General features: G+C 59.5%; 11 protein-coding genes and 1 tRNA gene. All 12 read left to right on the top strand.

Annotated features, from left to right (window positions below):
- Positions 1–167: 167 nt before the first annotated feature.
- The 12 genes from cpdR (at position 168) to WDZ78_RS03670 (ending at position 14,317) form a co-directional block, all read left to right on the top strand.
- Complete coding sequence (gene cpdR / locus WDZ78_RS03725; RefSeq protein ID WP_003497910.1) at positions 168–530, top strand: cell cycle two-component system response regulator CpdR; 363 nt, start codon at positions 168–170, stop codon at positions 528–530.
- Positions 531–611: 81 nt separating this feature from the next.
- Positions 612–686 (top strand) — tRNA-Val (locus WDZ78_RS03720).
- A 316-nt stretch (positions 687–1,002) separates the two neighbouring features.
- Entirely contained in the window at positions 1,003–2,016 is a 1,014-nt protein-coding gene (locus WDZ78_RS03715; RefSeq protein ID WP_020009191.1) for a substrate-binding domain-containing protein, read from the top strand.
- A gap of 70 nt (positions 2,017–2,086) precedes the next feature.
- Positions 2,087–3,607 carry a sugar ABC transporter ATP-binding protein gene (locus tag WDZ78_RS03710; protein WP_020009190.1) on the top strand — a complete coding sequence of 507 codons (1,521 nt, stop codon included), beginning with the start codon at positions 2,087–2,089 and terminating at the stop codon, positions 3,605–3,607.
- 12 nt (positions 3,608–3,619) lie between these two features.
- On the top strand, positions 3,620–4,621 hold the full coding sequence (locus WDZ78_RS03705) for an ABC transporter permease (RefSeq protein WP_003505919.1): 1,002 nt from the start codon (positions 3,620–3,622) through the stop codon (positions 4,619–4,621).
- 41 nt (positions 4,622–4,662) lie between these two features.
- Positions 4,663–5,637 (top strand): sugar-binding transcriptional regulator, encoded by a 975-nt coding sequence (locus WDZ78_RS03700; RefSeq protein WP_020009189.1) that lies wholly within the window; start codon positions 4,663–4,665, stop codon positions 5,635–5,637.
- Entirely contained in the window at positions 5,634–6,632 is a 999-nt protein-coding gene (locus tag WDZ78_RS03695; protein WP_020009188.1) for an aldo/keto reductase, read from the top strand. Before WDZ78_RS03700 ends, WDZ78_RS03695 begins: the two co-directional genes overlap by 4 nt.
- Positions 6,633–6,751: 119 nt before the next feature.
- Positions 6,752–8,476, top strand: coding sequence for a glycerol-3-phosphate dehydrogenase/oxidase (locus WDZ78_RS03690; RefSeq protein ID WP_020009187.1), 1,725 nt, complete (start codon positions 6,752–6,754; stop codon positions 8,474–8,476).
- Between the two features lie 2 nt (positions 8,477–8,478).
- Positions 8,479–9,321, top strand: a complete 843-nt coding sequence (locus WDZ78_RS03685) for a class I fructose-bisphosphate aldolase (RefSeq protein WP_026363399.1) — start codon at positions 8,479–8,481, stop codon at positions 9,319–9,321.
- A complete protein-coding gene (locus WDZ78_RS03680) occupies positions 9,314–10,813 on the top strand; it encodes an FGGY-family carbohydrate kinase (RefSeq protein ID WP_026363398.1) in 1,500 nt (499 codons plus the stop codon). Before WDZ78_RS03685 ends, WDZ78_RS03680 begins: the two co-directional genes overlap by 8 nt.
- Before the next feature lie 279 nt (positions 10,814–11,092).
- Positions 11,093–13,297: a methyl-accepting chemotaxis protein gene (locus WDZ78_RS03675; RefSeq protein WP_425672350.1), complete on the top strand. Its 2,205-nt coding sequence runs from the start codon at positions 11,093–11,095 to the stop codon at positions 13,295–13,297.
- Positions 13,298–13,411: 114 nt separating this feature from the next.
- Positions 13,412–14,317 carry a LysR substrate-binding domain-containing protein gene (locus tag WDZ78_RS03670; RefSeq protein WP_003505935.1) on the top strand — a complete coding sequence of 302 codons (906 nt, stop codon included), beginning with the start codon at positions 13,412–13,414 and terminating at the stop codon, positions 14,315–14,317.
- Positions 14,318–14,362 lie beyond the last annotated feature (45 nt).

The following is a 14,362-nucleotide window of genomic DNA, read 5'->3' as shown; positions in this document are numbered from 1 at the left end:
CATGTCGCAAACAATCGGGATGTTCATGTTGCCAGTTACGGTGCGGCAAGTCCATACTGTCGCCCAAGCAGCGCTATACCGATTCACGCGTTCACAGGATATTTACCGTGAAAATCCTATAATCGGGCTAGGGTATTCCAAACATTGAGTAGTTACGGTCACTTATGATGAATCAGAAAATTCTTCTCGCTGAAGACGACAACGATATGCGCCGCTTTCTCGTCAAGGCGCTGGAAAAAGCCGGTTACAAGGTTTCTTCCTTCGACAATGGCGCCAGCGCCTATGACCGGCTTCGCGAAGAGCCCTTTTCGCTCCTGCTGACCGATATCGTCATGCCCGAAATGGATGGCATCGAGCTCGCACGGCGCGCGACCGAACTCGACCCGGATCTCAAAGTCATGTTCATCACCGGCTTTGCAGCCGTTGCACTGAACGCCGATTCGAAGGCTCCGAAGGACGCCAAGGTGCTTTCCAAGCCGTTCCATCTGCGCGATCTGGTGGATGAGGTCAACAAACTCCTTGTGGCGTAAGGCCTCTCAAAAAACCTTCACAAAACCGAAAAAAAGCAGTTGACGCATCAACCGGTTTTGTGGTCTATCCGCCGCCACGGAGGGCGTGTAGCTCAGCGGGAGAGCACTACGTTGACATCGTAGGGGTCACAGGTTCAATCCCTGTCACGCCCACCATCCGAATTCATGAGAAGGGTTTCTGAGCGATCAGAAACCCTTTTCTCGTTTCTGGCCTGCGCTTACGGCTGCCTCTTTTCTCAAGCCCGAGAGTTTCCTTGCGACCTGGCCAACTTCAGGAAATCGACAAAGCGGGAATCGGTTGCGCTGATTTCAATCTTGGCCGCACTCGCGCTTCGCAATAAATTTCACTGCACAAAATAAAATTCAAACTACGTTGACGTGACCTGGGTTTCCAGCTATCTCAAGTGACATGCAATAAATTACAGTAGATAAAATTTATTGCGGACTAGGTCATTGTCCTTGGGAGGGGAATATGTTGGCTTTTCTGAAATCGACCGCTGCCGCGGGTGTTATAGCCGTGGCAATTTCCGCTAGTGCCGGTTCTCAGGCCGTCGCTGCGGGCAAATTCGCCTGCGAGCCGGGCGAGACCTATGTGATGAACGTCATGGTTTCCAGCCACCCCTATTGGGTACCGGTCTTCGAGGGCTTCAAGCAGGCTGCGAAGGCACTCGGCTGCGAGGCCGTTTTTACCGGTACGCCGGAATATGACATCACCAAGCAGATCGCGTCCTTCGAGCAGGAGCTTGTGAAAAAGCCGAAAGGCATCCTGCTGCACCCGATGCAGGCCGATCCATTTATCGAACCCATCAACAAGGCGATTGGCTCCGGCGTTTCGGTGACGACGTTTGCGGCGGATTCTCCGAAGTCGAAGCGCACCGCCTACATCACCTCTGATAATGTTGCCGAGGCGAAATTCGCGGCTGACGAAATCGTCAAGAAGCTTGGCGAGAAAGGCGAATATGCCGTTCTGGAAAATCCGGGACAAAGCAACCACGATCTGCGCGTCACCGCCCTCATCGACTATATGGGGCGCACCTATCCGGAAATGAAGCTGGTCGGCCGCCAGGCGACCAACCAGGATGCGAATGTCGCCTATCAGGCGGTTGGCGCCCTGCTGCAGGCCAATCCAAATCTCGGCGCATTATGGATCCCCGAGGCCGGTTCGGCTGAAGGCGCGACCACCGCTGTTCTCGAGGCAAAAAAGAAGGTCCTGATCCTGCATGCGGATATCACGCCCGCGACGCTGGAGCACATCAAGCAGGGCAATATCTACATGTCCATCAATCCCAATCAGGGCGTTCAGGGTTTCATGGGTTTCATGAACACCTTTCTCGGCGCCCATTCGGATCTGATCGACCCGTTCAACGACTACAAGGTTTCCGGCTTCAACCCGATGCAGGTTCCTTCGATGGACAATGGCTTCGCCGTCATCACCAAGGCTAACGCCGCTTCCTTCGATCTCAACGACTACATGAAGGGGCGCTGACGCGTCGCTCTGGACCCGGCGAGGTTTGCGCCTCGCCGGCCATAAGGGGAAGCAGGTTCGGGAGGGCGTTATGGGTGAGGTCATCCTCAGCATGACGAATATTCACAAGGCGTTCGGCCCCGTGCGGGCGCTGCGCAATGCGGCATTTGAGCTGCGGCGCGGCGAAATCCACGCGCTGGCGGGTGAAAACGGCGCCGGCAAGTCGACGCTGATGCATATCATCGACGGCATTTTGCAGCCGGATGGCGGGGAAATCCTGCTGGATGGCAAACCGGTCAAGATATCCTCGCCCAATGCGGCGAACCGGCTTGGCATCGGCTTCGTGCATCAGGAGATCGCGCTCTGCCCGGAGATTTCGGTTGCCGAAAACATGTTCATGTCGCAGACCGGCCAAAGCCGTTCCTGGTTCATGAACTATCGCGACCTCGAAAGGCAGGCGGCAATCGTGCTGCGGGAAATCGGCGATATCGATCCCACCCGCCGCGCCGGCGACCTTTCGATTTCGCAACAGCAGATCGTCGAGATCGCCAAGGCGCTGACGCTGGATTGCCGTATCCTCATCCTTGACGAGCCAACGGCGGCTTTGACCGAGACCGAAGCCCAGACGCTTTTCAGGATCATGCACCGGCTGGCCGAACGGGGCATTGCCATCATCTATATCTCGCATCGTATGGCGGAGATTTTCGACCATTGCGACCGCATCACCGTCATGCGCGACGGCTGCCATATCAGGACGGAGAATATTGCCGATATTTCCCCCGAGGAAGTCGTCAACAGCATGGTGGGACGTGTGCTCGACAAGCTCTATCCGCCAAAGCTTTCGGACGACGAGAAATCCGATGACGTTATTCTTTCAGTCCGTGCCTTGAATGAAGGAAAGCGCGTTTTCGATGTCAATTTCGATCTGCGTCGGGGCGAAATCCTGGGGTTGGCGGGGCTGATCGGTGCGGGAAGAAGCGAGATCGCCCGGGCGGTCTGCCGGCTGGAGGGGAAACCGCGAGGCGAGGTTACGCTGCGTGGCCGGCCGCTGAGGCTGAAAGACTACCGCGACAGCATCCGCGAGGGGTTGGTCTATCTTTCCGAGGACCGCAAAGGGGACGGGCTGTTCCTCAATATGTCCATCGCCTCGAATGTCTCCGCGCTCGATATCGGCAGGGTATCGAACGGCATGGGATTCATCGAACGGCGCAAGGAAATGAAGCGGGCAGATGAGCTGGGGCGCCGGCTGAAATTGCGGGCGAACAGTGTCGGCGATGCGGTGTCTACCTTGAGCGGCGGCAACCAGCAGAAAGTAGCGCTGGCGAAGATGCTGTCGGTGGAGCCCGAGGTCATCTTTCTGGATGAGCCGACACGCGGGGTGGATGTGGGTGCGAAAGCCGAAATCCACCGCCAGATCCGGGAGTTGGCGCGCGAAGGTGTCGGCGTGGTCGTCATATCCTCGGAGCTGCCGGAACTCATCGGCGTCAGCGATCGCGTGCTGGTGGTGCGCGAGGGGCGGATCACGGGTGAGGTCGAGGGCGAAGACATGACGGAGGAAAAGATCATGCAGCTTGCATCGATCAATATTGTGCATAGCCCGGAAAGGGCCTGAGGGAGCGGGAAAATGGCAACATCGGAAACACCTTCAAGCCTTGCCGAAACGGCGGTTCGCCGCACCGCCTGGTGGGAGCCGGCGCTCAAGGCGCGGGAAACCGGGCTGATCGTCATCATCCTCGCGCTTTTCGCGGTGATGTCCTTCATATCCCCGTATTTCCTGACCGTGGATAATCTGCGGGCCATGGCGATGGTCTTCGCCATCGAAAGCATCGTCGTGGTGGGCATGACGATCCTGTTGATCTCGGGCGGCATCGATCTTTCCGTCGGCTCCGTCACCGCACTTGCGATGGTGGCGGCCGGTTGGCTGTTCCTCAACGGCGTCGACCCTTGGGTGGCGGCGGGGCTGGCCATCTGCCTGACGACATTGGTCGGCATGGCCATGGGATTCCTGACCACGGTCATCGGCCTGCATCATTTCATCGTGTCGCTGGGCGTCATGGTGATTGCGCGCGGTGTGTGCCTGCTGGCAACCGGCGGGCGGCCACTGGGGCTCTATTCCCTGCCGCCCGAATTCAAGTTCATCGGTCAGGGTGTGATTGGCGGCATTCCGCTGGTGCTGATCATATTTGCGGTGGTGGTCGTCTCTTTCGATCTGCTGCTGCGGCGCACGACCGCCTTCCGTAAGGTGTTCTATACCGGCAGCAATCCCAAGGCCGCAGCCTATTCCGGCATCCGCGTCGGCCGGGTCGTGTTTGCCACCACCACGCTTTGTTCGATGCTGTGCGGTGTTGCAGGCGTTATCTACATGGCCCGCTTCGGTTCTGCCCAGCCGAGCTTTGGCGTCGGCATGGAACTCAACGTTATTGCGGCGGCGGTTATCGGCGGCGCGAGCCTTTCGGGCGGCTCGGGCACCATTCTCGGTGCAATCCTTGGGGCGATCCTTCTCTCGGTCGTTTCCAGTTCGCTTGCCTTGCTCAATGTGTCTGTCTACTGGCAGGACATCATCAGGGGAAGCATATTGCTGACTGCGGTTCTGTTCGACCACTATCTGGTCAGGCGTCGCCGCTGAGCGCCCATTGAACGCCCATGGGTAACTGGAGAAAGACGATTATGCTGGATATCAAGGACGATTTCGATCAACAGAGACAGATGTATTCCGTCCTGGTGCTGCATTTCATCGAGGGGGTGAAGCAGTCAGAGATCGCCGAGCGGCTCAATCTTTCCCATACCAAGGTGAACCGCATGATTGCGGCCGGCCGTAAGGCGGGCATGGTGAAGATCACCATCGCCAGCCCCTATCAGAGGCTGGTGGATCTTGAGAGCGAGATCACCCGCCGTTTCGGCCTCAGGCAGTCGGTGGTCACGCCAACGGTATCCGATAATCCGGAAACCGCCTTGCAGATGGTGGGTCGGGTGGCCGCCAACCATTTGCTGGAGACGATCCGTGACGGCGACGTGATTGCGATTACGGGCGGCAAGGCGGTGAGCGCGGTTGTCGACAATCTGCAGGCGGAGCGCCGTTTCGATGTGCGGGTGGTGCCTTTGACGGGCGGCGTCCAGGGCAAGCACTATACGGATGTCAATCATCTCGCCACGCAACTGGCGGAAAAGCTGGGCGGCAGCGCCTCGCTCGTGCATGCGCCGCTGTTTGCCGAGGATGAGGAGCAGCGCGATCTGCTGATGAATGTCGCATCGATCCGCGAGGTCTTCGATCTGGCGCGTCAGGCGCAGGTGGCGCTGGTCGGCATCGGCTCGGTGGAAGCGCCGGGCTCCGGTTATTACGATCTTCTGCCGGATGCCGCCCGCGGCGGGCAGGCGCTGGTTGATGCGGGCATTGCCGGGGAGTTTCTCGCCCACCTCACCATGGCGGACGGGCAGCTGGCGCGGATCGATCTCAACTCGCGCGTCGTGGCGCTGGACCCCGGGCAGCTTGCCCGGTGCCCGAATATCATCGGCGTGGCGGCGGGCGCAATCAAGGCCGGCCCGGTGGCTGCCACGCTTGCCGGCCGCTATCTGACCTCGCTCGTCGTCGACGAGGCGATAGCCGGCTATTTACTGGATCATGAAGAAGGGGAAACCTCGTGACGGACGATGCAATATTGACCCGGACGATCGGCGGCAGCGCCATCAGCGCATCCGCCGTGGGGCTTGGCACCTGGGCCATCGGCGGCTGGATGTGGGGCGGCACCGACGAACGGCAGTCCATCGCCGCTATCCAGGCCTCCATCGATGCGGGCATTTCCCTCATCGACACCGCGCCGGCCTATGGCATGGGGCTTGCAGAAACCATCGTTGGCAAGGCAATTGCCGGCAGGCGCGACAAGGTCGTGCTGGTCACCAAATGCGGGCTTGTCTGGCATGTGAATGAGGGCTCTTATTTCTTCCATCAGGATGGCAAGCCGGTTCACCGCTATCTCGGTGCAGCATCCATAAGGCACGAGGTCGAAGAGAGCTTGAAACGGCTCGGAACCGACTATATCGACCATTACGTCACCCATTGGCAGGACGCCACGACACCGATTGCCGAGACAGTCGGGGCTTTGGTGCGGCTGAAGGAGGAGGGAAAGATCCGTTCCATCGGGGCAAGCAACGTCTCGCAGGACGATCTCGAAGCCTATATCGCAACCGGCGCGCTGGATGCCATTCAGGAAGAATATTCCATGGTGAAGCGCGGTATCGAGACGACGCTCCTGCCGCTTTGCCTGGAGAATGCCGTCTCGGTTCTCAGCTATTCGTCCTTGGCGCTCGGTCTCCTCTCGGGCAAGGTCGGGCCGGAGCGGGTTTTTGCGGAAGACGACCAGCGTCACGGAAATCCGCGCTTCAGCCAGGCGAACCGCCAGAAAATCGCACGGTTGATGGGGGTGCTGGAACCGGTGGCGGCCAACCATGAGGCTTCGGTCGCGCAGGTGGTGATTGCCTGGACGATTGCGCAGCCCGGCATAACATTTTCGCTGTGTGGCGCGCGCGATCCGGCTCAGGCGGTTGAAAACGCCGCGGCGGCGCGTCTTCGCCTCACGGAGAGTGAACTGGCGCTTATCAGCGCCGGCGTCGCGGAGCATCTTGTGGGGCTCGATACCTGATTATGTAAGCTGAGACGGGGCTTCAGGCGACAGCGCATCATTTTCGTCCCGTCTCTCATGTCGCTTTAAACGGTCAACAACATTGGGACGCTGGTCATCAGCCAGCGAACGGTATTTCTATGCCCAGTTTTCGCGAGGACGCTCTGCGCCGCATCCGGCACGATGGTGATTTTGATGCCGTCGTTATCGGCGGCGGCATCAACGGAATTGCCGCCTACCGCGATCTCGCCTTGCAGGGGCTGCGGGTGCTGCTGGTCGAGCGGAACGATTTTTCCTCAGGCTGCAGCGCCGCACCCTCGCGCATGATCCATGGCGGCCTGCGTTATCTCGAAAACGGCGAATTCGGCCTTGTGGCAGAGTCCTTGCGGGAGCGGGATGCACTTCTGAGGCTCGCGCCGCATATGGTTCGTCCGCTGCCGACAACGATCCCGATTTTTTCGACTTTCAGCGGCCTCTTCAACGCAGCGGCAACCTTTGCCGGCTCCGGCGGAAAACCTGCAAGCCGGGGCGCTCTCGCCATCAAGACGGGCCTTATGCTCTATGATTTCGTCACCCGTAAAAACCGCATCCTGCCCCGTCACACGTTTCGTGGTGCGCCCGGAACTTTGCAGCATTGGCCGGATCTGACACCGGACATCAGATATTCCGCCACCTATTATGATGCGTGGATAAGCCAGCCCGAACGGCTTGCGCTGGAGCTTCTGATCGACACCTGTGCCGATGCACCGCAAAGCATTGCGCTCAACTATGCCGAACTTGTTCGTCTAGGCGATGAGTACCGTCTTCGGCTGGAGGGCGCGGATGAAACCCTGCCCGTCCGCCCAAGGATCATCGTCAATGCGACCGGCGCATGGATCGACGAGACGATAGGAGCGCTGGCCGCCGGACCAGTGGCGGAGAAAGCAAAACCGACCGTCTCTGGAACCAAGGGATCGCATCTGATCATCGCCAACGAAGCGCTTCTCAAGGCCCTGAATGGCCATATGATCTTTTTTGAGAATGCCGATAATCGCGTCTGTATCCTCTTTCCCTATCTCGGCCGGGTTCTCGCGGGGTCGACCGATATCAAGGTGGATCGTCCCGAACGGGTGCGCTGCGAGCCCGAGGAACGGGATTATATTCTGGACGCGATCCGGCAGGTCTTTCCGCAGATTGACATCGACCATTCCGACATCGTCTTCAGTTTCAGCGGCATACGCCCGCTGCCGCGCAGCGACGCCGCCTTTACCGGAAAAATATCCCGCAGCCATTTCATCCACCGCGTTGCGGGCGATCCGCCGCAGCTCTGCATGATCGGCGGCAAGTGGACCACCTTCAGAGCCTTTGGGGAGCAGGTAACCGACGAGGTTCTGGCCTTTCTTGGGCGCCGACGGCTGACTGGCACCATGGATCGCCCAATCGGCGGCGGCAGGAATTTTCCTGCCGGTGCAGGCAGCCTGCCGGCCTTGCTGTCCGAGGAGTTTTCGATCGCCGGAGACCGGGCGGCGCATCTGGCTCTGGCTTACGGCTCCCGCGCCTTCGATCTGATGGGCTTTTGCCGGGACCGTGCGGATGATGCGCCGCTTTCAGAAAAATCGCCGATCACCGCCGCAGAGGTGATCTGGCTGATCCGCTGCGAACACGTGCGACACCTGACCGATCTCGTGTTGCGGCGCACGACGCTCGCCATCACCGGCGTCATCGATGCCGATCTGATCGACGCGATCTTGGACGTCGTGGCACGCGAGCTGGGCTGGCCGGCCGCCCAGACGGCGGCGGAACGGCAACGGCTTACCCATGAGCTGGAGACTTTTTACGGCGTCACGCCGGCAATGCTTCAACACAGATGCAAGGAGAATGCATGATGATGCGGATTTCGAAAAAGGCGCGCATGAACCGGCTGTTTCGCAATGGCGGCTGCCTTGATGTGGCCATCGATCACGGGGTTTGCAACGAGCCGAGCTTCCTCGTCGGACTGGAGGATATGGCGCAGACCGTGGACAGGCTGGTCGAGGCTGGTCCCGATGCGATCCAGATGGCCTATGGGCAGGCCGATCTGCTGCAGCAGCGGCCGGAGCGCGACAAGCCGGCTCTCGTCATGCGTATCGATATGGGCAATCCCTATAATTCCACCCGCCACAGAAACATGTGGTCGCAGCTCCAGAACCATCACGATCCGATCATCGGTGCGCTGGAGATGGATGCCGCCTGCGTCGTCGTGAACCTGTTCATGCTGCCGGACGAGCCGGACCTGTTTCGTCAATGCGTCGAAAACATCAGCCGCGTGCGGGCGGATTGCCACCGTTTCGGCATGCCGCTGATGATCGAACCTTTGGTGATGCTGCCCAATGATGTGCGCGGCGGTTATCAGGTGGATGGCGATGCCGAAAAGATCGTCACGCTGGTGCGTCTTGCCTCGGAAATGGGAGCCGATATCATCAAGGCCGATCCGACCAGCGATCCACGCGATTTTCACAAGGTGATCGAAGCCGCGCGGTGCCCGGTGCTGGTGCGGGGCGGGGGGCGTGAGGACTTGCGCAATGTACTGGCAAAATCGGCGGCTCTGGTGGCCGAGGGTGCGAACGGCATGGTCTATGGCCGCAATATCTACCAGCACGACAATCCCAAGGCCGTCGTTGCAGCGCTGATGGCCATCATCCATCAGGGTGCGGGTGGCGAGGAAGCATGGGATATCTATAATCGTGGCTGACAAAAATCACATATTGGGTCTCGATGTCGGCAACACGGTCATCAAGGCCGTGCTGTTCGACACGGCGGGCCGGCAGATCGCGCAACACGCCATCGACGGACAGTCGACATTCCCTCAGCCCGGCTATGTCGAGCGCGATCTTGAGGAATTATGGCAGAACGGCTGCGAGGCGATCCGCCAGCTGCTGGTAAAATCCTCTGTCGATCCCTCCAGCATTCTGGCGGTGGGCTGCGCCGGCCACGGCAATGGTCTTTACCTTCTGGACAAGAACCAGCAGCCCCTGATCGGCATCCAGTCGCTCGACAGCCGCGCCGCCGATGTGGCGGCCGAGCTTGACCGGAAAAGCGGAGCGCAGTTGCAGGCTCGCTGCCTGCAGCGGCCATGGCCTGCGCAAACACCCAGCCTGCTTGCCTGGGTCAAACGGCATGCGCCCGATCTATACGGGCAGATCGGCACGGTCCTGTTCTGCAAGGATTTCGTCAATTTCCGCCTGACGGATTGCCTTGCCAACGATATTTCGGACCTCAGTGGTGCGGGGCTGCTGGCCTTGCCGGAAGCGCGGCTCGACCGCGAGCTCCTGTCACTTTACGATCTTGAGGACGGGTTCGCGTTCTTCCCCCGTCTCGTGGAATCGGCTGATATTGTCGGCCATGTGACAAGCGGGGCTGCTGACATCACGGGGCTGCCCGAAGGCATACCCGTCATTGGCGGTTTCTTTGATGTGGTCTCCAGCGCCATGGGGTCGGGCGTCATCAATGCCGGGGAAGCGTCCATCATCGCTGGCACCTGGAGCATCAATCAGGTTTTCGCAGACAAACCGGTCATCAGTCCCGACGTCTTCATGGTCACGACCTTTGGCCGTGACCGCTATGTCAATATCGAATCCAGCGCCACCTCCGCCGCCAATCTTGAATGGTACGTGCATCGTGTTCGCGGCGACCATGGCGACCATGCCTTCGAGCGCTGCAACGAATTGGTCGGCTCCGTCACGCCGCGCGCCGACGATCCTTTCTTCCATCCGTTCATTTTCGGATCGCGGCTGGGTGCGGAATTTCGGGGCGGCTTTTACGGCCTCGCGGGGTGGCATGGCGAGGGCCACATGTTGCGCGCCCTGTTCGAAGGGGTGTGTTTCGAACATCGCCGTCATATCGGTGTCCTGCGCGAAGCGGGATTGCCGGTGGAAAGCGCCGTGATGTCCGGCGGCGGTTCCCGCAGCCAGCATTGGCCGCAGATCATGGCTGATGTTCTGGAAATTCCGCTGCGTGTCGCGGAGGCCCGCGAGACGGGCGCGCTCGGTGCGGCCATTGGCGCGGCCGTGGCGATTGGGCTTTATCCTGATTATGAGGAGGCGGTTGCGGCGATGACACGGGTTGCGAATACTTACCAGCCGAATGCTGCGCAAATCTCGCACTATGGGCGGCGTTATGGTCTCTATGCGGAATTGACCGCACAGTTGCGTGGCTTCTGGAGCGCCTTGAGGTTACCGCAATAGTTCCCGGCTTCGGCAGAGCGTAATTGCGCACTGCATCAAGCAGAGCCCCTGCGCAGAGGAAGTATCTATGCAGGGGTAAAATATCGCGTAATAGTTTGTATATACTTCAATATTACAACTTTATAAAGTATTGGTGTTCTTTAATTGCACGTGAAAAACAGATCTTAAAGTAAATCTTAAACATAAATTCTTAAGCTCACTCTCCAGCCCGGTCGCCAACAGTTGCGCACACACCCGTAACTCCCGCCACCGTCGCAGCATAGTTTTGGGGGATGGGACATGCTTTTTAAATCGACGACGGGTCGGAATATTTTTGCGGTCGCCGCGTGCGGTGTCCTTGCGACGATCACGGCCTCGGCCGTGCTGTTTTATCGGTCCATGGAGGATACGAGGGCCAACAATCTCGAGCGTATTCGGCAGATCGCCCATGCCGAAGCGCTAGCGACCGAAAAGACTATCGGCGGCACCATTCATATCGTCAACAGCCTCGCCTCGGTTCTGGAGGCGATGAAACAGTCAGGTGATGCGGACCGGGGCAAGGCCGATCAGATCATTCACCAGATGCTGGCCAATAACCCTGATATCCTTGGTCTCTGGACCGGATGGGAGCCAAATGCGTTTGACGGCAAGGACGCGGATTTCGCTAACAGGCAAGGCCATGATGCGACCGGCCGGTACATACCCTATTGGGTGCGCAGCGGCGACAAAATAGGTAATACCGCTTTGACCGACTATGCCACCGCAGGCCCGGGCGATTATTATCAATTGCCCTTCACCCTGAAGAAAACGGTCGTCGTCGAACCCTATTCTTATGCAATCGACGGCAAGGAGGTTCTTATTACCTCGATCGCCAAGCCGGTTATGGTTGATGGCAAACCGCTGGGGGTTGCCGGCCTCGACCTGTCGCTTGATGAAACAAGCAAGGCGCTTTCGACCGTGCGGCCCATGGGAACGGGTTTCGTCAGTCTCGTCAGCGGCGGCGGCAAGATCATCAGCCATCCGGATGCGGCGATCATGGGAAAAAGCCTTGCGGATGGCGGTGCGCAGACCGCCGGCTGGGACCAGCTGATTGCAAACCCCGGTGCGGAGCGGGAGATCACTGCACAGGACGGAACGGCGTCCTTCGCCATCGCCTTGCCGGTCATGCTGACACAGGACATGAAATGGTACGCAATCATCTCGGTGCCGGAAGAAACGGTGTTTGCGCAGCTGCATGCAATGATGCGTGACGCCGCCGTGACGATCGTGACGGCCACCGTGCTGCTGGCGCTGGCGGGATGGTTCATTGCGCGGCGGTTCATCGGGCGCATCGCCAATATCATCGGTGAGACCGCCCAGATCGCACAGGGAAATCTTCAGCTGACCCTGAAGGATATCGAGACAAGGGACGAGATCGGCGATCTTGCCCGCTCACTTGACGTTTTGCGCGAAAACAATCGACAAAAGGCTGCGCTGGAACAGCAGGCGGAAAGCAACCGCACGCTTGGCGAAGAAGAGCGCGCGGTTCGGGAACGCACGGCCGCTGATGAGGCGAGCAGCATTCGCTTTGCCGTCGACAGTCTGGCCTATGCGCTGGCGAAGCTCGCCGATGGCGATGTGTCCTGCCGCATCGACGATCCCTTTGTCGAGCAGCTCGATGCGGTGCGGAGCGACTTCAACGGCTCGGCCGGGAAATTGCAGGATGCGCTTCTGCGGGTATCGGAAAATGCCTCCGGCATCGATGCCGGCGCCAATGAAATCAAGGCGGCGTCCGATGATCTGGCGCGGCGAACCGAGCAGCAGGCGGCATCCGTTGAAGAAACCGCTGCCGCCCTTGAGGAGATCACGATAACGGTAAAGGATGCCGCGAACCGTGCACATGAGGCGGGCCGGCTCGTTTCCCGCACGCGCGTCGGCGCGGAACGGTCGGGTGAGGTCGTTCGGCAGGCCGTGCTGGCGATGGAGCGGATAGAGAAATCGTCCAACGAGATTTCCAGCATCATCGGCGTGATCGACGAGATCGCCTTCCAGACGAATTTGCTGGCGCTGAATGCCGGGGTGGAAGCGGCGCGTGCCGGCGAGGCGGGCAAGGGTTTTGCCGTGGTGGCGCAGGAAGTGCGTGAGCTTGCCCAACGCTCCGCCGGTGCTGCGAAAGAAATCAAGTCGCTGATCAGCAAGTCGAACCAGCAGGTCGAAGAGGGCGTGCATCTTGTCGGCGATACCGGCAAGGCGCTCGATGTCATCGTTGCCGAAGTGCAGGAGATCAACCAGCACGTCGCCGCGATCGTGGAATCCGCGCAGGAACAGTCGTCCGGCCTTCAGCAGATCAACGTTGCCGTCAACCAGATGGATCAGGACACGCAGAAAAATGCCGCGATGGTCGAGGAGATGACCGCCGCAAGCCATACGCTTGCGACGGAGGTCGATGCGCTGAACCGGCTGCTCGGCCAGTTCGAACTCGGTCAGGGAACAGGTGCCCATCGGGGTTCTCTCAGGGCGGCCTGATCGGACGCCTTCGCCATCGGCGCTGTTGGGGCCGACGGGGAAATGGAAGATGGACTTTGTCTGCAAATTGAGCATCTTATTCCTGCAAGCAAGTAATGGGATGATCAACAGCAGATGGATATCAGGCGCCTGAAATCGTTTATCACGATTGTCGACATGGGTAGCATAACCAGGGCGGCCGATGTGCTGCATATCGCCCAGCCGGCGCTTAGCCAGCAACTGGCAAGCATCGAGGAGCATTTCCGCCAGAAACTGCTGACCCGAAGCCAGCAGGGCGTGGTCATGACCGATGCCGGCAAGGTCGTCTACAGGCATGCGCAGGTCATTCTGCGACAGATGGAGCAGGCGCAGGCGGAGGCTCTGGAAGCCGGCGCTGTGCTTTCCGGCAAGGTATCGGTGGGGCTTGCGCCCTTCAGCAGCGCCGCCACGCTCTCGCTGCGTCTGATGGAAGAAACCAAGCGGCTTCATCCCGGCATTCTGCTGCACATCACGGAAAGCGTCAGCCAGCCCTATAGCCAGATGATCATGAATGGGCGTTTGGAAATGGGCCTGATTCACGGAACCGGGCCGATCCGGGGCGTCAAGTTCACGCCGCTATTGCGTGAGGAATTTGTGCTGGTCGTGCATCGCAGCTTCGGCGTGGAACCGGGCGATGCGCCGATCACGGTTGCTGATCTGGCGTTTCTCCCTTTCCTTCTACCGCCGACCTATAATTTCGTACGCCGCGCCATCAATCTCGCTTTCACCCGCAGCCGCAAGGATTTGATCGTCATGGCGGAGCTGGAATCGGTAAGGACCATCGCGCGCGGCGTGGATGCCGGGCTTGGCGCGACCATAACGCCCAAGGCCATCGCTGACCGTATCGTGGCGGAATCCAATGAAGAAATCGTCGTCAGGCAGATCGCCAGCCCGATGATCGAGGAAACGCTGTCCTTCTGCGTATCGGACAATACGCCGCTCTCCGAGCCGGCGCTGGCCGTCAAGGAGATATTGTTGCAACTGGCGGAGACCCTGAAATAAAAGGGTCAGGCCGGTTTTAAAGCTGCGCGCGGCATGGTCTTTCCG

Source organism: Agrobacterium sp. M50-1, from assembly GCF_049843495.1.
Classification (GTDB): domain Bacteria; phylum Pseudomonadota; class Alphaproteobacteria; order Rhizobiales; family Rhizobiaceae; genus Agrobacterium; species Agrobacterium radiobacter.
This window is presented reverse-complemented; position numbering and strand designations above follow the sequence as displayed.

Coding starts and splice junctions, on each gene's coding strand:
- cpdR (WP_003497910.1), top strand. CDS start 168: ATGAATCAGAAAATTCTTCTCGCTGAAGACGACAACGATATGCGCCGC.
- WDZ78_RS03715 (WP_020009191.1), top strand. CDS start 1,003: ATGTTGGCTTTTCTGAAATCGACCGCTGCCGCGGGTGTTATAGCCGTG.
- WDZ78_RS03710 (WP_020009190.1), top strand. CDS start 2,087: ATGGGTGAGGTCATCCTCAGCATGACGAATATTCACAAGGCGTTCGGC.
- WDZ78_RS03705 (WP_003505919.1), top strand. CDS start 3,620: ATGGCAACATCGGAAACACCTTCAAGCCTTGCCGAAACGGCGGTTCGC.
- WDZ78_RS03700 (WP_020009189.1), top strand. CDS start 4,663: ATGCTGGATATCAAGGACGATTTCGATCAACAGAGACAGATGTATTCC.
- WDZ78_RS03690 (WP_020009187.1), top strand. CDS start 6,752: ATGCCCAGTTTTCGCGAGGACGCTCTGCGCCGCATCCGGCACGATGGT.
- WDZ78_RS03685 (WP_026363399.1), top strand. CDS start 8,479: ATGCGGATTTCGAAAAAGGCGCGCATGAACCGGCTGTTTCGCAATGGC.
- WDZ78_RS03675 (WP_425672350.1), top strand. CDS start 11,093: ATGCTTTTTAAATCGACGACGGGTCGGAATATTTTTGCGGTCGCCGCG.
- WDZ78_RS03670 (WP_003505935.1), top strand. CDS start 13,412: ATGGATATCAGGCGCCTGAAATCGTTTATCACGATTGTCGACATGGGT.